The sequence below is a fragment of the Thalassospira sp. CH_XMU1458 genome, from assembly GCF_037027205.1.
GTDB classification, from domain to species: domain Bacteria; phylum Pseudomonadota; class Alphaproteobacteria; order Rhodospirillales; family Thalassospiraceae; genus Thalassospira; species Thalassospira tepidiphila.
Genome location: NZ_JAYMDW010000002.1, coordinates 716162 through 738470, shown reverse-complemented (window position 1 = coordinate 738470; position 22309 = coordinate 716162). Strand labels below are relative to the sequence as shown.

General features: G+C 53.2%; 24 protein-coding genes. 1 reads left to right on the top strand and 23 read right to left on the bottom strand.

What is annotated here, in order from left to right; all coding sequences use genetic code 11:
• Positions 1-15 precede the first annotated feature (15 nt).
• The 17 genes from WBY09_RS10820 to WBY09_RS10740 all read right to left on the bottom strand — a co-directional run bounded on the left by WBY09_RS10820 (position 16) and on the right by WBY09_RS10740 (position 15345).
• Positions 16-1251, bottom strand: coding sequence for a beta-ketoacyl-ACP synthase (locus tag WBY09_RS10820; RefSeq protein WP_336232712.1), 1236 nt, complete (start codon positions 1249-1251; stop codon positions 16-18).
• Complete coding sequence (gene fabG / locus WBY09_RS10815) at positions 1248-1973, bottom strand: 3-oxoacyl-ACP reductase FabG (protein ID WP_197147467.1); 726 nt, start codon at positions 1971-1973, stop codon at positions 1248-1250. The genes WBY09_RS10820 and fabG overlap by 4 nt, the downstream gene beginning before the upstream one ends.
• Positions 1970-2479, bottom strand: coding sequence for an ApeP family dehydratase (locus WBY09_RS10810; protein ID WP_197147468.1), 510 nt, complete (start codon positions 2477-2479; stop codon positions 1970-1972). Before WBY09_RS10810 ends, fabG begins: the two co-directional genes overlap by 4 nt.
• Positions 2476-3681, bottom strand: a complete 1206-nt coding sequence (locus tag WBY09_RS10805) for a beta-ketoacyl-[acyl-carrier-protein] synthase family protein (RefSeq protein WP_197147469.1) — start codon at positions 3679-3681, stop codon at positions 2476-2478. The genes WBY09_RS10810 and WBY09_RS10805 overlap by 4 nt, the downstream gene beginning before the upstream one ends.
• Before the next feature lie 2 nt (positions 3682-3683).
• A complete protein-coding gene (locus tag WBY09_RS10800; protein ID WP_197147470.1) occupies positions 3684-4253 on the bottom strand; it encodes a DUF3261 domain-containing protein in 570 nt (189 codons plus the stop codon).
• Positions 4254-4303: 50 nt separating this feature from the next.
• A complete protein-coding gene (locus WBY09_RS10795) occupies positions 4304-5542 on the bottom strand; it encodes an NAD(P)/FAD-dependent oxidoreductase (protein WP_197147471.1) in 1239 nt (412 codons plus the stop codon).
• Positions 5539-7845 (bottom strand): MMPL family transporter, encoded by a 2307-nt coding sequence (locus tag WBY09_RS10790; protein WP_336232710.1) that lies wholly within the window; start codon positions 7843-7845, stop codon positions 5539-5541. Before WBY09_RS10790 ends, WBY09_RS10795 begins: the two co-directional genes overlap by 4 nt.
• The gene (locus WBY09_RS10785) at positions 7845-8483 is read right to left on the bottom strand and encodes a LolA family protein (protein WP_197147473.1); all 639 of its coding nucleotides are present in this window, start codon (positions 8481-8483) and stop codon (positions 7845-7847) included. The genes WBY09_RS10790 and WBY09_RS10785 overlap by 1 nt, the downstream gene beginning before the upstream one ends.
• Positions 8480-8887 (bottom strand): acyl-CoA thioesterase, encoded by a 408-nt coding sequence (locus WBY09_RS10780; RefSeq protein WP_197147474.1) that lies wholly within the window; start codon positions 8885-8887, stop codon positions 8480-8482. The genes WBY09_RS10785 and WBY09_RS10780 overlap by 4 nt, the downstream gene beginning before the upstream one ends.
• A 39-nt stretch (positions 8888-8926) precedes the next feature.
• Complete coding sequence (locus WBY09_RS10775) at positions 8927-10612, bottom strand: glycosyltransferase family 2 protein (RefSeq protein ID WP_336232709.1); 1686 nt, start codon at positions 10610-10612, stop codon at positions 8927-8929.
• Entirely contained in the window at positions 10609-11988 is a 1380-nt protein-coding gene (locus WBY09_RS10770) for an AMP-binding protein (protein ID WP_197147476.1), read from the bottom strand. Before WBY09_RS10770 ends, WBY09_RS10775 begins: the two co-directional genes overlap by 4 nt.
• 302 nt (positions 11989-12290) lie before the next feature.
• Positions 12291-12884, bottom strand: a complete 594-nt coding sequence (locus tag WBY09_RS10765) for a hypothetical protein (protein ID WP_286792511.1) — start codon at positions 12882-12884, stop codon at positions 12291-12293.
• Positions 12865-13113: an acyl carrier protein gene (locus WBY09_RS10760; protein WP_064781383.1), complete on the bottom strand. Its 249-nt coding sequence runs from the start codon at positions 13111-13113 to the stop codon at positions 12865-12867. The genes WBY09_RS10765 and WBY09_RS10760 overlap by 20 nt, the downstream gene beginning before the upstream one ends.
• 2 nt (positions 13114-13115) lie before the next feature.
• Positions 13116-13379 carry a phosphopantetheine-binding protein gene (locus WBY09_RS10755; protein WP_197147478.1) on the bottom strand — a complete coding sequence of 88 codons (264 nt, stop codon included), beginning with the start codon at positions 13377-13379 and terminating at the stop codon, positions 13116-13118.
• Positions 13354-14196 (bottom strand): lysophospholipid acyltransferase family protein, encoded by an 843-nt coding sequence (locus WBY09_RS10750; RefSeq protein WP_336232708.1) that lies wholly within the window; start codon positions 14194-14196, stop codon positions 13354-13356. The genes WBY09_RS10755 and WBY09_RS10750 overlap by 26 nt, the downstream gene beginning before the upstream one ends.
• Positions 14189-14797, bottom strand: coding sequence for a beta-ketoacyl synthase chain length factor (locus tag WBY09_RS10745; protein ID WP_336232707.1), 609 nt, complete (start codon positions 14795-14797; stop codon positions 14189-14191). Before WBY09_RS10745 ends, WBY09_RS10750 begins: the two co-directional genes overlap by 8 nt.
• A gap of 146 nt (positions 14798-14943) precedes the next feature.
• Positions 14944-15345 (bottom strand): hypothetical protein, encoded by a 402-nt coding sequence (locus WBY09_RS10740; protein ID WP_063089558.1) that lies wholly within the window; start codon positions 15343-15345, stop codon positions 14944-14946.
• 93 nt (positions 15346-15438) lie between these two features.
• Between WBY09_RS10740 and WBY09_RS10735 the strand changes: the two genes are divergently transcribed.
• Positions 15439-16032 (top strand): 4'-phosphopantetheinyl transferase family protein, encoded by a 594-nt coding sequence (locus WBY09_RS10735; protein ID WP_286792513.1) that lies wholly within the window; start codon positions 15439-15441, stop codon positions 16030-16032.
• A gap of 82 nt (positions 16033-16114) precedes the next feature.
• Here WBY09_RS10735 and WBY09_RS10730 read toward each other — a convergent pair whose 3' ends face one another.
• From WBY09_RS10730 to WBY09_RS10705, 6 genes are all read right to left on the bottom strand, one after another.
• Complete coding sequence (locus WBY09_RS10730; RefSeq protein ID WP_197147480.1) at positions 16115-16888, bottom strand: MBL fold metallo-hydrolase; 774 nt, start codon at positions 16886-16888, stop codon at positions 16115-16117.
• Positions 16889-16890: 2 nt separating this feature from the next.
• Positions 16891-17703 (bottom strand): TatD family hydrolase, encoded by an 813-nt coding sequence (locus tag WBY09_RS10725; RefSeq protein WP_063089563.1) that lies wholly within the window; start codon positions 17701-17703, stop codon positions 16891-16893.
• Complete coding sequence (metG, locus tag WBY09_RS10720; protein ID WP_063089565.1) at positions 17700-19265, bottom strand: methionine--tRNA ligase; 1566 nt, start codon at positions 19263-19265, stop codon at positions 17700-17702. Before metG ends, WBY09_RS10725 begins: the two co-directional genes overlap by 4 nt.
• An 86-nt stretch (positions 19266-19351) precedes the next feature.
• Positions 19352-20458 carry a DNA polymerase III subunit delta' gene (locus tag WBY09_RS10715; protein WP_197147481.1) on the bottom strand — a complete coding sequence of 369 codons (1107 nt, stop codon included), beginning with the start codon at positions 20456-20458 and terminating at the stop codon, positions 19352-19354.
• A gap of 2 nt (positions 20459-20460) precedes the next feature.
• Positions 20461-21117 (bottom strand): dTMP kinase, encoded by a 657-nt coding sequence (gene tmk / locus WBY09_RS10710; protein ID WP_063089568.1) that lies wholly within the window; start codon positions 21115-21117, stop codon positions 20461-20463.
• The gene (locus tag WBY09_RS10705) at positions 21114-22202 is read right to left on the bottom strand and encodes a D-alanyl-D-alanine carboxypeptidase family protein (protein WP_232308443.1); all 1089 of its coding nucleotides are present in this window, start codon (positions 22200-22202) and stop codon (positions 21114-21116) included. Before WBY09_RS10705 ends, tmk begins: the two co-directional genes overlap by 4 nt.
• Positions 22203-22309: the final 107 nt, after the last annotated feature.

Here is a 22309-nt window from a genome sequence, read left to right as displayed (position 1 = left end):
ACCCGACGCAGTGGCTTAGTAGTCGTCGAACCTGAAAATAAGCGAGGTGTTGATGCCACCGAATGCAAAATTGTTGCTCATCAAATGTTCGGCTTGGATGTGTCTGGCACTGCCTGAAATATAGTCCAGCTCGGCGCAGGCGGGATCGACCTCTGACAGGTTTGCAGTCGCCACGAAATTGCTTTCACGCATCATTTCCAGCCCCAGCCAAGCTTCAATCGCACCGCACGCACCAAGGCTGTGGCCAAAGTGGCCCTTAAGGGTGTGTATCGGGACCGCACGATCGAAAACAGCACGAGTAGCTTCACTTTCTGCGATGTCTCCGTGGTCAGTTGCCGTGCCATGTCCACTGACAATGTCGATGTCGTTGCCACACAGCCCTGCATCATCAAGAGCCCCCTGAAGGGTGCGGGCCATTGTTTTGCTGGCTGGGTGCGTTATGTGTGAGCCATCCGAGTTGGTCGCAAACCCGACAATCTCGCCCAGAATTTTTGCTCCGCGTGCCTTTGCGTGCTCATATTCTTCAAGGATCAGAGTGCCCGCACCTTCGCCGATCACCAATCCATCGCGTTTGACGTCATAAGGACGGGGTGTTGCTTCTGGCGTATCATTGCTGACGCTGGTTGCAAAAAGTGTATCAAATACGGCCACCATGGTAGGGCATAGTTCTTCGGCACCACCGGCGATCATGACATCTTGCTTGCCATATTTGATTGCCTCGTACGCATATCCGATCCCCATGCTGCCAGATGTGCAGGCGGTTGATGTGGGAATGATCCGCCCGGTAATCCTGTAAAGGACACCGATATTGACCGCTGCTGTATGGCTCATCATCTGAATGTAGCTGGTGGCGGTGATGGCGTTGCTATCGCCGTGTTCCATCAGGCGGGTAAAGCCAAGGACAGGCGGGGTGCTTCCAAATGACGATCCATATGCGATGCCGAGCCGCCCGCCTTCGAACAATGCGGTATCATTCCGCAAACCCGCCATTTCAAGCGCGTCGTCGGTTGCAGCGACAGCCATCTGCGCGACGCGCCCCATGCTGCGCAACTGTTTCCGGTTAAACCGAGTTTTGAGCGAAAAGTTCGGAACAGGTGCGGCAAGACGGGTACGCAGATCGTATTTGTCATCCCACTCCGACATTCGCGCAATGCCGGTCTCGCCAGCTTGTATGCGGGCTTTGATGGTTGGCCAGTCGTTGCCAAGTGCTGTAATGCCGGACATTCCGGTGACGACAACGCGGCGGGTCATAGCATGCCCCCATTCACACTGATGACCTGACGGGTGACATATGATGCATCGTCGCTGCACAGGAATGAAATGGTCGCGGCGACTTCATCTGCTGTTCCGTAACGGCGCATCGGGATCATGGCCTTGACCTCATCTTCGGGCAGGTCTTTGGTCATCTGTGTTTCGATGATCCCGGGTGCCACAGCATTGACGGTGATTTTACGTTTCGCGAGTTCCAGGGCGAGGGACTTTACCGCCCCGATGATCCCGGCCTTTGACGCCGAATAATTCACCTGGCCGCGGTTGCCTGCAATTCCTGCAATTGATGTCAGGGCCACGATGCGCCCACCTTTACGCTTCTGAATAATTGGCATCAATAGCGGCTTGATAACGTTGTAAAATCCGTCAAGATTAGTGTGAATGACGCTGTCCCAGTCATCGTCTTCAAGGGCGGGAAATGGACCATCCCGTGTGACACCAGCATTCAGAATGATGCCATATGGTGCGCCATGTTCGGCGATATCGTTTTCCAAGGCTTCGCGTGTCGCGTCCCGATTGGAGATATCAAACTGAACCAGGCGGGCCTGAACCCCGGATGACAGAACATCTTTTGCGACAGTTTCAGCGCCATCACGATCAGAGTTATAATGAAGAACGATGTCAAAGCCATCCCGTGCAAGACGTCGTGCTGTTGCGGCACCTATGCCCTTGCTGGCGCCTGTTACCAATATGGTCCTGGTCATTGGTCTGTTGTTTCTTGGTTGTTGTCCGAAGGTGATGTCAAAGAAGTTTCATTGTCTTTGGGCTGATATACATTGATGCGTGCGGCGACAAGTATTTCCTCGCCCAAACGGATCTCCCCGTCAAACACACCCATTTCACCATCTTCAAAGATGTTGCTTATGTGAACCGACAGGGTGCGGCCAACCGGGAACCAGTTGCGTGACAGCGTGACCTTACGCGAACCCAGAAGGTATCCGATACGTGGTGTCGCGTCAGGATCATTGTTTTTTGCGCGCCAGCCGCTATAGGCGGCAACAGTCTGTGCAATATATTCAATGCCCACATAGCTCGGCACACCTTTTTGGGGAACGCAGAACATGCTGTTGGCCGTGATGTCGACTTCAGCGGTCATTGAGGTTTCGTCAGCGGACATCGCCCGATCAATCAACAGCATCGGCTTGGCATGCATGACCAGTTCACTGATCGGGGGCAGGGCATGATTAAGGCGCTGTGACATGTTGCTCATGAGGTCGTCCATCCCTTTCCAAGGATGACAGAGACATTGCTGCCTCCAAAGGCAAATGAGTTGCTCATCATTGCCAGGCGATCAGCCGGCGCCAAGGATTGCTGTGCAGAAACAAGGTTCAATTCCGGAATGTCATCATCCCTTTCGCCATCCCAGCGGTGCTGCGGGAGCGGTGCACCAGTCTTGTTTTCGCTCAGCGAAAGCCAAAGAATTGCAGCTTCGATTGCGCCAGCTGCCCCCAAGCTATGCCCGGTCAGGGGTTTGGTCGAACTGGCCGGTACGTTTGATCCGAGAACTTCTGTAACGGCCTTGGCCTCCATAACATCATTAAGTGGCGTTGCCGTGCCATGGAGATTGATATAGGCGATCTCGTCTGCTGTCAGGCCTGCATGCGCCAAGGCGGTGCGCATGGCACGTGCCGCACCAACGCCATCCGGGTGCGGGGCGTTGGGGTGATAGGCGTCCGAGCTTTCACCAACACCAAGCAATTCGATATCGCCGGCATCCTTGCGCAGAATGAAGAGGGCGGCACCTTCACCAATATTGATGCCGTCGCGATTCCGGCTCATCGGGTTGCAAATCGACGTGGACAGCGATTGCAACGTATCAAACCCGCCAACGGTCAGCCGACACAAACTGTCAACGCCCCCAACAAGAACGGCATCGCAGATATCCGCCTTTAGCAATCGCATGCCCGATGCAAAAGCCTTCGCACTCGACGAGCAGGCCGTAGAAACGGAATAGGCAGGGCCCCCAAGCTTAAAGGCATCCCTTAAAAATGCCGATGGGGATCCTATTTCCTGATGTTCATAGCGGAAGGTATCAGGAAACGCGCCGGTTTCGACGCGATGCTGATAGTAATTGGTGCCTTCTTCAATCCCGGAGGTGCTTGTTCCGATCAGAACGCCAATCCGTTGCCGGCCATAGGTGGCAATCAGCTCTTCAATCTCATCCCCGATCTGGCTTGCGGCAGCCCACAGAAGACGATTGTTGCGGGTATCATGGGCTGATAATTGCGGCGGCAGTGCAGGCAGGTCTGCCGTAACAGAGCCAAGAATGGCGTCACGGTCCGGTAAAAAACCGCTGCGTTTTATCATGTCTGCCGGTCTGCGCCCGGCAAGTGTCGCCGCGGTCTCTGCCTTGCCATTTCCCAGCGCAGAAATGATGCCGAGCGATGACAGATAAAATGCATGCCGGGCCATACTTAATTCCCGGTCCGTATTGAATTGATCTTGATGCGATAGTTGAATTGCTGGTTTTGGAGAATGGCCTGACCTTGCCAGACGTCTTTGATCGGATGTTCGATGGTGGCGTATTTGCGGCCCGTATCGTCAAGCCGAATGGTTCGTTCACCAAATCCTTCATGAACCGACATATTATCGGGCAGGGCATCTTCAACAGCATCAAGTGGCCAATAGGTCATGACAATGTCCGCAAGAAGTCTGTTGGTATCAAATTCTTGCGGCAGCCAATTCGCATTCTGGATTATGATTTGCTCAGCGGTCCAGTCGATTTCAACAGCACGACGGCCAAGATCATCAATCAGAACAATTCGCGCGCGATCGGACTGAATATTGATGCGCCCCTGAAAGGTTGCGGTCCCGGACTGGGTTTGATTGTTCCATGTTGCTTCAACCTGTTGGGCAACATCAATTGTCTCGTCTTCATCCCAAGGGGCAGCGGGCAGCGTAAACTCAAGCCCATCAGCCAAGGCAACCTTATGCCCAGCATTGCCTGAAAACACTTCCGGCAGGGTTACCTGAGGCAGGTTCATTGTCTCACACGCCGACAGGCCGATCATGCAGGCCAAGATCATTGCGGCTTTTAGGATGCGGGAGCGCATAGGTCGTGCAACATCTCAAGATAACGGTCGGTTTTGGCAACCAGCGGATTTTCCATGTTCCATGCATAACCTGCCAGGATGGAAACGACCATACGTTTCAGTTGGGAATCATCATCTGGTTGTTCAAAAATAATTTTCTGCAAGCGGCCGTCATACCATGCATCGACATAAGATCTGAAGGTTTCCACGCCTTGGATCAATGGTTTGGCAAAGCCCGTTTCCCAGTCGATGTCCGTGCGTCCCTGATGTCGCGCGATCAACATATCCGCAGCCAATTCCGCAGAATGAAGGGCAATTGTAACACCTGACGAGAATACCGGATCAAGAAAACCGGCAGCATTGCCAAGCAACACGTACCCATCGCCGCACAGCTTTTCAGATTCCGCATTGTATCCAGCGATTGATTGCAATTGTCGGGTTTGTTTCGCATTTGCCAGCAAATGACCAAGACGGGTTTCGGATATCAACCGGTCAAAGATATCCTGTTCACGCATACCGGCAAATTCAGGGTCGCCATCAGGATAAATAACCCCAACGGATGCGGTGCCATCTGAAAACGGGATCAGCCAGTACCAGATATCGTGACGATCAGGATGAACGGTGATCAGGATTTTGTCACGGTCGTAGCCAGTATCGTCAATGCGGTCCATGACATGGGTAAACAATGCTCGGCGGGAAATTGATTGCGGTGCACGGGCAAGTCCCAGAAGCTTTGGTAAAACACGGCCATAGCCGCTGGCGTCGACAATAAAACCAGCCCGCAATTCGGATGTTGCGCCAGCTTTATCCTGATAGGTGATGAGACAATCACCATCTGAGGTCTCTACCGCTGTGACCGTATGACCAAATCGAAGGTCAACACCGGCGCGTGCGGCCTCGTTGGCAAGGATATGATCAAATTCCGCACGCTTTACCTGATAGGTTGTCCCCCAACCAGTGGTCTCGAAATTCTGGCGGAAATCAATAGTGCGATGTTTTTTGCCGCACTCAAAGACAGCGCCGTTTTTGTGCTGGAAACCCGCTTTTTCAAGGGCGGGCAGAAAACCGGCACGTTCAAGCACATTCATGCAATTGGGCAGCAGACTTTCGCCGATGACGAAGCGTGGAAACTCCTGCGCCTCAAGCACTGTGACGTGAAGTCCTGCATCGTGAAGCAGTTTGGCCACTGTACTGCCAGCGGGACCGGCGCCAATGACGGCGATATCGCAATCTTGTCTCAATTTGCCTGTCCTGTTGTTGTCGTGAGCTTGTTTGGTGCTGTCATCCAGAAGGCAAGGAACCAGGCGCCAACCAATCCGATTGCTATCACAGTGCCGATATCGCTAACCAACGGGACTGAACTGGTCGCCAAAAGTCCGAATGCAAGAACGCTGCTAATCAGCGACAGAAAAACAGCAAGCTGGGTATGGGTTGCTTGTTCCCCCTCATTTCCTTCACTGAGGAAAAGGACATAATCCGCGCCAATCGCAAAGACGAGGAACATCGCCATTGTTGTAAAGAAACTGATCGAAACACCCAACACAGTCCCGCCAAGGAGCGCAAACAAGATCGCGCCGGCAGGGGCGGAAAAGATACGGATACCTTTTTGAACGCCATAGCGCAGCGAGGCAAGAAACAGCGCAATCAGCAGAACCGAGCCAAGTGCGACATAGGCCCAATAGCGGTATTCAGCGAATTGAGCGCTGATCGTTTCCGTCGGGCTGATCAGGCGGGCTTCCTCAAAAGGCTCAAGAACCTTGGCGACTGCAGCGCCATCTGAAACACCACGCAGCCGGATGATATCAGATGCACCGGTTTGAAGAGTAGTCACCTCTGGCAAGGTATTGCCTACCTTATCAGGACTAAGGTACGGCGCGTCCAAATCCGGGGTGTTGAGGGAAATTTGCAGAACTTCAGCCAATGCAGGGGCGAATGGCTGGTAAAGGTTGTTTCGAACCAGTTCTCTGTTGGCTTTCTGGCGCGCAATGGATGGGACAAAATCTGATAATGCGATAGCACCCTGAATTTTCCCATCGGCGATCAGCGGCGAGATGGCTTGGCGAACCGCCTCGGATGTCTCAAGGCGCTGCTGTGCGTTTTTGCCGTTAATCCTGATAAATGCCGGGCTTCCGCCCAAGCCAAGGGTTTCAGATATGGTCCGGGCGTCTGAAACCAGGGTCGGATTGCTTTGGCCAAGTGCGCGTATGTCATCATGGCCGGGAACAAGATAGGCAGTAACGGGAAGGGCAGCGATCAGGATGCCTGCCACAATCAATCGCAGCCGTGCTGAAACAACAACGTAGGACAAGGCGACCATAAGGTTGTTGTGTATGGCCGCGATCGGCGAGTTAGTCCGAACTTCACGGGCCGGAAAAAGCGGAAGCAGGAATTTTACTGAACAATAGGCCGAAAGCAGCCCGGCAATCGAATAGATGGCGATTTGAAGCAACAAACTGGTGGGGCTCAGTCCCAGCGCGATAAAGCCGATCACCGAGGTTAAAAGCCCCAAACCAAGACCGCTTCGGATTGCGTTAAAACGATCATCGGGCCCCGTCTTACCCGTCGGAACCACAAGACAATGCAGGGCATAGTCAATTGAGATCCCGATCATTGTTGCGCCGAACACCAAGGCAATCGCATGAATGGTGCCGAAAAAGGCCGTCAAGGCTGTGGCACCCGCAATCAGTCCACTTCCGACAACCACAATCGCGCCGATAAGTGGTAACACCGAAAAGAAGGTCAGGCCGATCATGATTGCGATCCCAAGTGTCGCAATCAAAGCAATGGTTTGAACGTCACTTTTGGCCGTGGCGGCTTCGTTCACAGCAAAGAATATCTGACCGGTTTTAATGATCGTAAGTTCGGGGGAATTTTGGTGCGCGTCTGTGATAATCCGGTTGATCTGATCAACCCAGTTTTTTGCGTGGCTGCCAGATTGGTCATTTTGTAGCGAGACAATCAACGGAAGATAAATGCGATCAATTTTGGTGACGATGTCATTCCCGGGGCCGAGTTTTGTCGCCAACCCAGTCAAAAATTCCGGCATCAGCAGGAACGGGTCCAGCTTTAGTGTCGTGCTGGTAAAGGATGATGCAGGCGAATAGAGCTGTTGAAGTGTGCGTTGATACAGCTGCTCTGCTTGTCCGTTGGCAAGTGCAGTCCTGTCACTGTCAGACAACAACCCGCTGGCATAGGGGCCATAGAGGCTGCGCACGTCTTCAAGGCGTCCGGCGTTTTGTCCTGGCAGCGTGACGCTTTCAGTGCCTGCAATCTGCGAGATTTCTGTTTTGAGCTGTTCGGCAAGGGCCTCTAGCTGATCCCGGTCAGTAGTATGCGACAGCATCAAAATCGCCTGTCGACCATTTTCCCGTAGCAGGGCGCGTACCGCATCAATATCGCTGAGGCCATCCTGATTGCGCTCCTGTTCCTGGCCAATCAATGACAGAAAGTCAGCATCCAATTGGGTCCGGTCTGTCGCAAACTGCCAAACAGAGAAGCTGGCCATCACGAGAAGACAAATGATCCAAATGAATGCGCTGCGCATTATTCGGGTATCCCGTCTGTGAAGAGTTTGGCGAATTCAGGGGGAAGAGGAAGCATTCCGATCACCTGATCATCAAACGTAATGACATCCTGATCTGACGATGGTTTTTTGATCGTCACCGTTTTCACAAAGATATCGCCAGACGCCGCGATCCGGTTCACCTGGGTCGCGACAGCACCGTTAGCTTTCGGCGTTAGGATGGCTTCCCATGTGTTTGATTTTTTGGTGTTTTCGGTAATATTAAACTGGCTTTGCAAGGTTTCCCAGTTACCTGACAAAACCGAAGAGATCATGCGGACGAACTGTCGTGTCTCTGATCCGCTTGCCATGGAATTTCGGTCACCATTTGGGGTAATCGTAAAAATTCCATCATCCTCAAGGACGGTTATTCCGGGAAACGGGAAAGTTGTTTTCCAGATCAAACCATTTTGAGGCGATATAACGAATTCACCACGCGACAGCAGCGGCTTTTCAAATCCGTCCAGATGACGGGCAAGCTCAAACCTGCCGCGAAGGTACTCGTTCTCATCAAGCGGTGCGGGTTTTGCTGTCTCTGCGTGCAATGCCCGCTGCCCTGTCGACAGACCGACAATGACGATTGCACACAGTGTGATCAGAACAAGAAAACGGTGGGTCACAGGAGAACCTCCATCTTTTCGATGAAGAAATCCGGGCTGCGATACAGCATTTCGCCGCTGTCTTTTTCAACAGCGACCTGAATGGTAAATCCCTTGGTCAGTTTCTGGCCCGTTTTCGCATCCGTAACCAGATAGTCGATCTTCAGGCGGTTTTCATATTCCCGCAGGGTTGCCGTGATCGTGATTTCCTGACCAAAGCGACACGGGGCGACATATTTGACGCGCATGTCGACGATTGGCCAGACAAAGCCGGACTCATCCATCTGCGGGTAATTGTAGTCAATCTTGTCGAGCAGGGCACACCGGGCATTCTCGAAGAACTGAACATAGTTGCCGTGCCAGACCACATTCATCGGGTCGAGATGATAAAACTGTACGATTTCAGTGACAGATGCGCTGATCATCAAACGCCCTCATTGCCACATATGGCGTGTTCCTGGTGGTTATTCATTTTTATCCTTCTTGTCTGCCCAGAAATCGTAAAAATTGAACCATTGCAGCGGTTGTTTCACAACAAGCTTTTCCAGCCAGCTTGCATATGTTTTTGCATATGTCGTGATTGTGGCTGTGCGTGTCTTGCGCGGCAAGTCTATGCGCTCAGCCAGTTTTTCCCAAGAAATGTTGAAACGTTTGCCATCTCGCCAGGCCGCGACCATGTAGACCGGGCACCGCAGAAGGTGAGCAAGGATAAATGGCCCCTGCGGGAATGGGGCATTCTGGCCGATAAAGGGCACAGAAACCGTTTTATCCCGGGCGCCGATGGCCACACGGTCAGCAGCAATCACGATCCATTCACCACGTTCCACCTTTTCACGAAGAAGCATCGCGGTATCCGGGCCGATATCGCTAACCTCGATCAAGTCGACCTGGCTTTCCGGGGCAAGCTTTTGAAGCACGCGGCCAAATCGGGCGGCGTTTTTCTGATGAAGCAGCACATTGACCCGAAAGTTACGATCACGGCTGGCGATGGCGCGAACGAGCTCGATATTGCCAAAGTGCGAGACAAAGAGGATTACCGCCTGATCCCGGGGGATGTAAGAAAAAAGACTGTCCGCATCTTCAGGCAGGTCAAGATCATCAATGTTCATTTCGCCGCACCAGGCAGCGATTTTATCAAGGGCGGATTCCCCGAACTTCATGAAATGGCCAAAGCAGTCACGCCAGGTCGGCTTGGGATCGCCATTATGCTTTGCTACGCGTTCAAGGAAGTCTCGCGATGCCGCCCGTGCTGTGCGCCCTGTCACGAAGAAATAGGCAATGATCGGCGACATCACTGCCAGACAGAGCTTTCGTCCACCAAAACGATAAACCTGTCCCAGTAAACGCATGCCCCAATAAATGCCGCGTTCATCGATTTCAGACCAATGATTTTCGGTGTTTGCGTTTGTGGGTGACTCAAACTTTCCGCCCTTGGCAATGAAGCGTGGAAGCCTTGCAAGCATGCCACACACCAGTCGGGTATGCATCCAGCTGATCAGAACGTTATCGCGCCACATGCGGAAGTTCGACGTGTTTCCAACCGGGTAGGTGACGTTGATGGGCATATGGATTACGGGCACGCCCTGCCAGAAAAGGCGAACCATGATTTCGGTGTCGAAGTCCATCCTGTGGCCGATGCCATGGCGTTTCCAGATATCAAGGCTTGGGCCAATGGGATAGATGCGAAACCCGCACATGCTGTCGCGGATATGAAGCGACAGTGTTTCAATCCACACCCAGACATGGGTCACCCAGCGGCCGATCTTGCGCCCGGTGGGGATGCTGTCATCATATATCGGAAGTCCGGTAATAAGGGCTCCGGGCGATTGTTGCGCAAGTTTGACCATGTCATCAATGCGATCAAGTTCATGCTGACCATCGGCATCAATCTGAAAGGCATGGGTGAACCCATGACGCTTGGCCGCGGCCATGCCCGTCATCACGGCCACGCCTTTGCCAGCATTTTCATCAAGCCGTTGGCAGAAAATACCGCTAACAGGTGCATGTAACCTGCTTACGGTGTTTCGGGTTTCGGTGTCCGAACCATCATCGACGATAAAAACCGGGATGTCGTGCGCACGAATGCGCGTTACGACACTTTCCAGCGCGGAACTGTGGTTATGGGTGGGGACGACGGCACAAAGCTTCATGCGGCGTCACCATCATATTTCAATATGCCCGAGCTCAGATCGCCGTCACTGTCCGAGAAGTAACGGAATTTTACTTTCTGGCGACTTGCATCAAGGCGCATTTCCAAGTTCACAACATGCCCCGGGAGGATCGGTTTTCGGAACTTAAGCTGGGAAACCTCAGAGGTCGTTTCCGGCGTTCCGAACATGGAAGACGCATAGGACGTCGCCCAATGCAGTTGGGTGACGCCTGGTAAAATCGGCATGTCCGGGAAATGACCGGCAAAGTAAATCAGGTCTTCGCGCAGCCTCAGTTTGAGCGCGACCTGATCGTCGGTTTGAAAAGTATCCAGAATATCGGGTTCTGTTGGCCTTTGTGCGAACACAGCGCGTAACAGATGAAGCGGGCGCTTGCCCTGGCTGTCTGTTGGGATCTGGTCAACAAACCGCCAGCGCTGCGGCAGAGCGGCGTCTTCTTCAAAGTCGGCGATCTCACGACGTAACAAACGGCCCATCCGAAAAGTGCCCAATTCTTTGTGCCGGGCAACCCCCGCATCGCTAAGAACAATGATCGCACCAAGTCGGCGATCCTTATCGTCGGGAAGTAAAACAACCGCCTCCGATACCAGATCAGAGACCATCAAATGTTGTTCCACCGAACTCAGTGAAACACGTTTTCCTTCAACCTTTACAATTCGGTCGGCACGCCCCAGCAAGCGAAACTTCCCGGAAGTCTGGTCAATATCGGCTTTGTCTTCGGTTTGATACCAGTCTGACTGGGCAATATGCGGTCCCTGCACCGCAAGGCATCCCTTATCATTCAGACGCGGTTTTACGCCGGGCAGGGGCGTCCAGTCTGTTTCAGTGGACGTTTGGCGCCGATAAGCAATGCCGCCGGTTTCCGTGCTGCCATATATTTCGATAGGGCAAGTCCCGAACATGTCCCGCGTCGCTTGTGCATGTTTGTAGTCAAGTGGTCCGCCGGACGAGAAAATCAGAGATGGTCGTGCTATATCGGCCAGACCCGGATGCAGGTTTTTGAGATGTGCGGGACTGGTGATCAGGACATCTCCCTGATTGAGGTCACCCTGCATCATTTCCCAGAATGGCGCAGGGTCAGCGGTGAATATCCGGCCAGACATAACCGGCCAGATCACACGAAAGATCAGGCCGTAAATATGCTGGTGCGAAACAAGCCCGACAATCCGTGCGCTTGGTGAAATCATCGGTGACCACAGCGGGTCCTGAATGGTGACTTCTTGCTCAATCTGTTCAAGTGTTTTCGTGATGGGCTTCGGAAGGCCTGTACTGCCGGATGTAAAAAACACGGCAAAACAACGTGTTGGAGTCGGTATTGTGTCTGGTTGCTGAGGACAGGTTGCTTGACCAGCTTTCATCAGATCTTCGATTGATGCGTCATCAAGGAAAAGATCAAACTGATCATCGATGGTGCCGAGATAGGCGGGTTTGTCGGTCGCAGGCAGGATTACCGTCGAGCCACGCTGCCATATTGCCATCAGGGCAATCGCGAACAGATGTGCAGATTGACAGTGAACTGCGATGCGTTTTTCACCCGGAAGGTTTGCTGCAAGTGTGATGGCATCCTTCATCAACTCCGCACGCGTAATTAGCCGTTCACCAACAATGCATTGGGGCCTATTGCGGCTTTCTGTCTGGTAAAGGGCTGTCAAAAATCCGGTCATACTCGATGATCATTGATATGATGTTGGTGGCGGGCTTTGATGATGCGGCGAACAGGCCATTCCCCGACGAACAAACTCGCAATCAAAATATATGAAATCAACCCGTTATATAGGGTCCATGTTTCAAGTGTTGCGTAAAGTGCGGTCCACAAGGCAACCAGGCCATTCGCAATAAAAAACGCGATCCATACTTTGGTCAGTCCGCGGGTGTACATCACCCCGAATGTATCTAGTTCCGGTGTTTGCAGGCGGGCGAACCGCTCAATAATCGTCATCCCAGAGAACAGCGACAGCGTAAACACCAGGGCAAGCGTCGCACTGATAATGACCGGGTAGAAACGCAAAGCCAAGATCTCGCTGGCAAAGCCTGCTGCGCCGAGGATGACAGCAACGATGCCGGCAATGAGTCCCGCACCATATTTATTGGCGATGAAGAACATAATAGCGCGTGCAATGACAAAGATGATGGCCGCGATCAGGATAATACGTGGGGAAACCGCGCCCAAACCGAAATACACGATAACCGGATAGGCGATGCCCAACAGGGCAATAACGATGGTCAAAATCCGTTTAGGAACTGACCAGGTCATGAATTTTCTCTACCACATCATCGACCGTACGCACCGACCGGAATTCCATGGCCGGGATTTTCTTGCCGGTAATTTCCTGAAACTTCACAATAAGATCAACCGCATCGATACTGTCGAGATCAAGGTCTTCCATCAGGCGGGCATCGGGCTGGATGTCCTCGGCCGGGACTTCGAACATATCGACAAGGTAATCGTGGAGCTGCTGATAAACGTCTTCACGGCTATGCATGATCACCCCTCCTTGCCGGACTGTTCGATGAAGCGCGCAAGGTTGCGGACCGAAGCGAAGTGGGTTTTGACATCTTCGTTCTTGGCATCAATACGTACGTCGTACTTCTTCTGAATGGCGACCCCGAGTTCGAGCGCATCAATGGAATCAAGTCCAAGCCCCTCGACAAAAAGCGGTTCTTCGCCGTCAATTTCTTCGACTGTGACGTCTTCAAGGTTAAGCGTCTCGATAATAAAGGCTTTAAGTTCGTTTTCCAGCGCGGTCATTCTTCAGTCTGTCCACAAAATAATCCCTGATGAACCGGGTAACATACCGGGCCTGTTTGGCACGGCTGAGCTCCGGATCATGCAAATCCCCAAATGCAAGCGGCTTATCCGCCACGATACGATAGCGTATTTTCGATGGTGCGATCCTATACCACGGTACCCCTTTTTTCAGAGTATCGTGATTACAGTGCACAACCACCGGAATCAAGTCGGCTTGTGTTTCTATCGCGATGTTGGCAACGCCACGTTGGAATTTCCCCAATGTTTGGTTGCTTGGCGTGCGGGTTCCTTCCGGAAAAATCAGGACGCACGCACCATCACTCAGATGATATTTCGCCTGTTTAATCAGGTGTTCCGGGTTGTCATCATTGCGAATAAAGCCGGCAGCCCGCACGACACCGAACAAAAACGGATTCCGAAACAGCTGGTGCTTTACGACACATTGGCACTTATCACGCTGTGCCAGGATCATCACAACATCAAGCAGAGTAGGGTGGTTCGCGATGATGATCGACCCGTTTGCTGCACGAAGCTGCGCAATATTCTTGGTTTCGACCGAGGCGACGCCAATTACATCAAGCATTCTGGCAAAAACTCGGAAACCGCGACAAATCACGAGCTGCGCATAGCGCCTTCGCTTTTCGCGGTCCTGAAGTACCAGCATCATGGCCGGAAAAATCGTAAGCGCCATAAAAAGCCCGCCGAGCCCGAAACTGGCAAAGGCAAAGCCCGTGGCTACAAGGCGCCAGTACCAGTTAAAGCCTTTTTGGGTGCCTTTGCGCTGAGGTCCTGGCCGCTGAGCTATATTGTCAGTCATTTTTGGTAACGGTCCAACAGCCGTTGGTTCCGGAAAGTGTGTGTTTTCCTAGACCGCTTTCCAAAAACTCGACAAAGCGTTCTGCCTCGAGAGGTGCCGATATCCGGGGCGTTTCCGAAGTCGTGCCGAATTCGGCCGTGTAGCTGTTGGATTGGCTGGCATGTGATAAAGGTTCGAGCCGCACGGCCAGCGCGGTTCCAGTTTGGTCACCCTGTTCAAGATGTCTGTAAACAGCAGGCAGCGGCAGGTCGATATAGCACAGTATGACGGGCAGGTTGGTGTCATTGATCTGACAAATTGCCTCTGTCATACCGGCGATAAGGCTATCCGGCCCGGCGGCAACGGCAGTATGGCTTTCAGTTATTGACCAATTAATCGATGCGATGCCCACCAGCGCATTGTGAACCGACATGCCAAAGTCGGCCGGAGACAGTGCTTCGTCCGTTATGACCTGGTGCAGAAGCTTTACAGTGCGTTCAATATTTCCGTGTCTTGATGCAAACACGATGTATGGATTGTCGTCTGTGCGCAAGGTTGTCGCCAAGACCTCTGCTGCGGCACGGCCATACAGATCCAGTCGGCGTTTCCATGCCGGTTTCAAACCGCCAGCCAAGTCAGCCTTGCCGATCCCGGTTTTGCTGGATTGAAGCAGCCCGGGCGTTCCGTATTTCAGATCAGCGTGATCGTTAGACCCGCACCAGAACGCCCAGTTTGTAAAGCTGACTTGCACTGCCATAAGTGGCGCGGTCAGTTGGCAAGTGCGGCTTTGGCCGACACTTCACGCAAGATATCCTGACGCAGGTTATTGACCCAACGATTGTAATTGTAATGGATCGAGGTGCCGTCATAGTTCAGGTTTGTACTATCGGCATAGACGATGGAGAATTCGGTTTTGTCAAAGCCGATTCTAACTTTTGCCATGTGCGAGCGTGGCGAGTAGGTGGCGAACAGTACGCCGTCCGCCTGACGGGTAATGATCCAGTCACGGTCGGACGCGGCTTTGATGATGCTTTCTTCAATTTGCGCAAGGCTGAGCTTTTCAGTGCCGGCCGGGAATGCATGGTGAGTGACATTTTCGATAGGTGCCGTACGGCAGGCCGCGACAAGAAGTGTCAACAAACCGACGACGGCAAACTTTAAACGGCGCATATCCAACCTACCAATTTTCGATATTATGTTGTGCATCCGATGCGGATGATTGTTGCATGTTACAACAATACTTAATTGTGTAATGAAACCATGATGAACCATTCAACCAAAACTTGGCCTTCAGACGAAAATTTCCCATCAGTTCCCGTTAATGTTGCGGGAAATGGAAGTGTTTTATGGTCCATTTTGCGATTGGAGCATGGGGCGAACGCAAGCCGTCGCGCACAGCGCCTGCGATCGTCAAGTGCCGCGCAATCAATGCTGCGTAACCTCGCGCTGAAGCATTTAGGACCTTCGCAGGCATTTGAGGTGTCCAAGGAGCCGTCGGGCAGGCCGGTAGTCAGGCTTTCAGATAAAGCCCTGATGGCAAGTATCAGCCATAGCCGAGATTTGGTCTGCGTCGCACTCGGATGCGATGAACAAATCGCGGTTGGCATCGATGTTGAGTTTCACGAACCTGACAGAAATATTGAGGGTATGATCCGGTCGCTTGGCTGGGCCGATGTGGGACTGTCGGCAGGAGCATTTTATAATGAGTGGTGTCTCTATGAGGCACGGTTTAAAGCGACCGGCATTACCGCTCGAAACGAGCAGCCTGAGATGTGCGTTTGTGCCTTGGCGGTGCCGGCGCAGTATAGCGGAATGTTGGTGTGGGCGTCAGAACCCAGCGATAGTTCAAATCGATAATTTGTCATAATATATATTATAGAACTATTCGGTGCTGTGTCGCGTTAGGGCATTTCGACCTCACCTCTGAAGTCTTAGGTGCTTAGTTCACCTCAATAACCAAGCCATCATAAGCTGGTTCGACGTGATCTGGCGTGTCTGCCATCGCCTGTGCGTAGTCAAACTGGATGCTCATGTGCGTCATGTAGACTTGCTTGGGCTTGAACTCTTCGACCCAGCCCAGAAGTTTTTCGAGATGTGCGTGCGTGTTGTGCGGACGATGCCGCAAGCAATCCACGACCCAGACATCCAGATCATAGAGATGATCTTTGGATTCTTCAGGGAACTCAACCACATCCGTTGAATAGGCAAACTTCCCTATCTTGAAACCCAGGGTCTCGCCATAGCCGTGGTCTTGGCTGAACACCGTGATTGGAACCCCTGCTGGCGTGATTGGCCCCGTGATGACATGCGGGATCAATACCGGCTTGAAATAGAACTCAACGCCTTCTGGCAGTGGCGTGAAGACATAATTGAAGCGATGATCAATGTCCGAGATTGTCTGTGCATTTGCATAGATATCAATCGGACGCTCCATGGCGACATTCAACCAGCGAACATCATCAATGCCATGCACATGATCGGCATGTGAATGGGTAAACAGGATGGCATCGACGTGGTCGATCCCGTGCGTCAGCGCCTGCTGGCGAAAATCCGGTGTCACGTCGACAAGGATCTTTTTCCCGGCTTCCTCGATCAGGATCGAGCTGCGTAAACGTTGGTTTTTCGGATTGTTCGGGTCGCACTTTCCCCATCCAAGGCCAACCGATGGCACACCATTTGAGGAGCCGCAGCCAAGGATGGTTACCTTCGTCACTGTTATTCGGCTCCCAGCGCAAGCAGGTTTTTCCGATCAGCTTTTGTGAACAGTGTGAAGAAGTTATCCGTCGTTATTCGCGTGATTTCTTCGATGTCAACACCCTTGATTTCGGCTAGCTTCGCCGCCGTATGGGCAACGTAGCTCGGTTCGTTCGGTTTGCCGCGCTTGGGCACTGGTGCGAGATACGGCGCGTCGGTTTCCACCAGCAGCCGATCCAGCGGTACGTCTTCAACAGCGGCACGAATTTCCTTGGCCGAATTAAAGGTAATGATGCCTGAACAAGAAATATAAAACCCGATCTTCAGAGCGCGCTGCGCCAGAGCAGCGGAGCTCGAAAAGCAGTGAATAACGCCGGTAAACGGCCCCTTTTCATATTCTTCTTCCAGAATATCCATGGTGTCGTCATCGGCATCACGGGTATGGACGATCAAGGGCAAACCCGTTTCGCGGCAAGCCGCGATATGGGCACGAAAGCTTTGCTGCTGCGCATCGCGCGGGGCATTGTCATAGAAATAATCAAGACCGCTTTCGCCGATGCCGATGACTTTCGGGTCGGATGCCTTTTCGATCAGGGCATCCGGGCTTGAAAGCCCCTCCTCGCCCGCTTCGTGTGGATGAACTCCAATCGTGCAATAGATATGATCAGATTGTTCGGCAACCGCGCGGACCTTGTCAAAGGTCGTAAGTTTCACGCCGATGCTGACCATCATGCCAACGCCGGCATTTTTGGCCCGCGCAAGGGTTCCGCTCAGATCATCGGAAAACTGCGGGTAGTCCAGATGGCAGTGGCTGTCGACAAGGGCGACATTCATGCCTTCTCTCCTTCATCCTCGGTCTCGACATAGCGCGGGAAAACGCCAGCCGGTTTCGGAATTTCCGACCCCGGTTTCAGGGCGTTGTTCGGTCCAAGCGCATCAAACCCGCGCTGATCATCGGCCAGCACCAGCTGATCAAGGATTTTGGCCGCGGAGTCCGGCATGATTGGCTGTACAAGGATGCCGACGTGGCGAATGACCTCGGCCAGGACATACAAAACCGTCTCCATGCGCGCCGGATCGGTCTTTTTCAGGCCCCAAGGCGCCATTTCATCGACATAGCGGTTGGCATCACCCACAAGGCTCCAGATCGCTTCCAGCCCCTTGTTGAACGCCTGTTCGTCAAAGAGCGGACGCACGGTATCAAGCATGCCGTGTGCCTTGGCGAGGATTTCCTTGTCTGCGTCGGTGAACTCGCCCGGTGTCGGGATCGCAGCATTACAGTTCTTGTGGATCATCGACAGAACACGCTGGCACATATTGCCAAGATCGTTGGCCAGTTCGCTATTCATGCGGTTGACCATGGAACGATGGGAAAAGTCACCATCATTGCCAAACGGCACTTCACGCATCAGGAAATAACGCGTCTGATCCAGACCATATTTATCGGTCAGGTCATACGGGTCAATCACATTACCGATCGATTTGGAGATCTTCTGGCCTTCGTTGGTCCACCATCCGTGCGCAAAGACTCGCTTCGGCGGTGTGATACCGGCCGCCAGAAGGAAGGCAGGCCAGTAAACAGCATGGAAACGCAGGATATCCTTGCCGACCATATGCAGGTCAGCGGGCCAGTATTTTTCAAGTTTGGCCGGATCTGCATCCGGGTAACCGATCGCGGTCAGATAGTTGGTCAGGGCATCGAGCCAGACATACATGACGTGGTCTTCGTCACCTGGCACCGGAACGCCCCACTTGAAGCTGGTGCGTGATACGGAGAGATCATGCATGCCACCCTTCACAAAGCTTATCACTTCGTTGCGGCGTGATTGCGGTGCGATGAAGTCCGGGTTCTGTTCGTAGAACTCCAGCAGGCGATCACCCCAAGCAGACAGCTTGAAGAAATAACTCGGTTCAGACACCCACTCCACCGGTGCGCCGGTTGGTGCGAGTTTTTCGCCGTCTTTTTCGATCAGTTCCTTCTCGCCGTAGAACGCCTCGTCACGGACCGAATACCAGCCATCATAGGAGCCCAGATAAATCTCGCCCTTTTCAAGCAACGTATTCCAAAGCGCCTGACAGGCCTTTTTGTGACGTTCTTCCGTGGTGCGGATGAAGTCATCGTTGGAATAGTTCATGTGAACGGCAAGATCGCGGAAGTTTTGCGAAACCTGGTCTGTAAACGCCTGCGGGGCAATGCCCTTCGCTGCGGCCGATTTGTCGACCTTTTGACCGTGTTCATCGGTTCCGGTCAGGAACATCACGTCATAACCGTCCAGGCGCTTGAAGCGGGCCAGAACGTCACAGGCAAGCGTGGTATAGGCATGGCCAATATGGGGCTTGTCGTTGACGTAATAGATCGGTGTCGTGATGTAATAGGGCTGTTTGTGCCCGGTCATGGTGGCAAATCCTTCGCGCAAGTCGTGAAACAAAACGGCCCGAAATGGGCCGTGATGGTCAAAATTTCGGCATGTGGGCAGTGATGTCAGGTTCGCATGGTTTCTTCAAGCATGAAGAATGCATTCAGCAAGGCCTGCTTGCGATCAAGATGCAAACCGCGGGTCGCGCCCATCAATTCGTTGATCTTTTCCCATACCTCCAGCCATTGATCAAGCGGTTGCGCGGCTGCCATGCGCTGCATGGCGGGCAATTCACCGTCAACGACTTCGCGGGGCGCCTGCCCTGTGGCGGCAAACCGGATCATTCGCGCAAGCCACCAATGCATCAATTCGGTGATTGTTGCAAAGGCCGCGTCTTTGTCTGCAGGTGAAAATCGCTCTGCAAACTTGTGTTGGGCTGCTACATCGGCATTGGGGAGTGCGGCGATGATATCGACAAGTTCAGTATAAAGCTCAAGCCCGCCCACTTCATGGAGTTGAAGTGCACGACCGATGCTGCCTTCTGCGAGACCCGAAAGTGCGTCACGTGCGCCAAGATCCATATCCGGGCAATAGCGCCCAAGAAGATCGACAACCTGATGATCTTGCAGTGGGCCAAGATTAAGGCGCCGACAGCGCGACCGAATTGTCGGTAGCAACCGTCCCGGATGATGGGCAACAAGGATCATCATGGCGTTGGCTGGCGGTTCTTCGAGAACCTTGAGGATCGCGTTGGCAGCATTGCGGTTCAGTTCATCGGCGGCATCAACAATAACGATCCGCCATCCGCCCTCTGCCGATGTCTTCGACATGAAATTTCCAACCGTCCGCACGCTGGCTACGGTGATTTCGCCCTGCAGGCGTTTCTTCTTGTCGTCGTACTGACGCTCGATAACCTTAAGATCACCATGACCGCCACCGGCAATCCGTCGTGCTACCGGGTCTTCCGGATCGACATAAAGACCGTCATTCTGGTCGCCAAAGAGCCCGGCACCGGCATTGTTTCCGCCGCCGGATAGGATGAAACGTGCCATACGATAGGCAAGCGTTGCCTTGCCGACGCCCTTGGGGCCACAGAGCAGCCAAGCGTGATGCATGCGTTTGCTGTTCCAGGCATCAAGAATGACTTTCTCGGCCTCTTCGTGGCCAAGAAGGGCATCATTGCGTCGCGGCTCAAAGGGGTTTTCTTCTTCGGGAAGGTCGTCCTTGGCCATGATCAGGTCCCCTGCCCGGCAATGCGCCCCTGAACAGCGGCGATGACACGTTCACCTACGCTTTCGATGTCTCCACTGGCGTCAATGACGACACAACGGTCTTTTTCAGTTTCTGCAATTTCGCGGTAACCGTCACGTATGCGCTCGTGAAATGCAAGTCCCATGCGTTCATAGCGGTCCTCAGCGGCACTGACATTGGCAAAACGTGCCCCAGCTCGGTCAAGACCAACTTCAAGCGGCAGATCAAAAATTACGGTCAGATCAGGTTTGAAATCGCCGATCGCCAGTTTCCAAAGATTGCGGATATAGTCTGCACCAAGGCCATGGCCGTAGCCTTGATAGACAACTGATGAGTCTGCGAACCTGTCACAAAGAACGACTTTGCCTTCGGCAAGGGCCGGACGAATGGTGCGTTCAACATGATCGCGACGCGACGCAAACATCAGAAGCGCTTCGGTTACGGCGTCCCAGCGACCGGGATCGCCTGTCAGAATAAGGTTGCGGATTTCCTCGGCACCCGGCGAGCCACCGGGTTCGCGCGTGACGACAACATCCCGGCCCTGCTCGCGGAACCAGGTTGCCAAATGGTGGATCTGGGTGGACTTTCCGCTGCCTTCACCGCCTTCGAAACTGATGAACAAACCGGGCTTCGACTTCACCCGTTTGCCCCCCAGAGAAGATATTTGAAGGCTGCGCCAATACGGCCAACAAATCCAAGGCGTCCGACATCATGGGCGGCATAAAGCGGGAACTCGATGGTGTCCTGATCGGGGACTTCGACCTTAAGTGTTGCGATCTGATCGCCCTGACTGATCGGGGCCGGCACCGGACCATCATAGACGACGGTGACCTTCATATCGCGGCTGGCACTACGCGGCAGTGTCAAAAGGATTTCCTTGTCAGCGACAAGATCAACCTTGGTTTCCGAACCCAACCAAACATTAGCGGAACTGACGGTTTCGCCCTCTGCGAACAGATCGTAGTTGTCAAACTCGCGGAAGCCCCAATCCAGAAGCTTTTGGGACTCCGTGCGACGTTCACGTACAGAATCCAGACCGTTGACCACAAGGATCAACCGACGCCCGTCACGCTCGGCCGAGGCCGTAAGACCGTATCCGGCCGCTTCTGTGTGACCGGTTTTGAGGCCGTCAACACCGGCACTCGTGCCCAGCAGCGGGTTGCGGTTGGGCTGACGGATACCGTTATAGGTGAATTCCTTGACGGAATAGAGCTCGTAAAGGTCCGGGAAACTGCGAATGGTGTCGCGCGCAAGGATGGCAAGATCATGAACTGTCACAAGGTGGCCGTCCGCCGGCCAGCCGGTGGCGTTCTTAAAGACGGACTTGGTCATGCCGATTGCGCGAGCTTCTTCGGTCATTGCCTCGGCAAAGGCTTCTTCGGATCCACCAATTCCCTCTGCGACGACGATTGCCGCGTCATTTCCCGACTGAACGATAATACCGTGCAGTAGGTCAGAGACCGAAACGTTGGAGTTTACCTCGACAAACATTTTCGATCCGCCCTTACGCCAGGCTTTCTCGCTGACGTGGAAGGTGTCGTCCATCGAAACGCGACCGTCCTTGATATACTTGAACAGCATATGAACGGTCATCATTTTGGTCATCGAAGCCGGCTCGGTCAGGGTGTCCCCTTCTTTATCAAGCAGCACTGCGCCAGTATCGAAGTCCATAATGAAAGCTTCACGTGCGCTGGTCTCTATTGCCTGCGCGCTTGCAAAGCTCATCGACATTGCCATGACTGAGCCAAAAATTAAGGCTCCGGCCACTACCCGGTTCAGAGTGCTTTTGAACGGAACTGGCGGCATCAAAGTCATGGCATTCTAACCCTGTA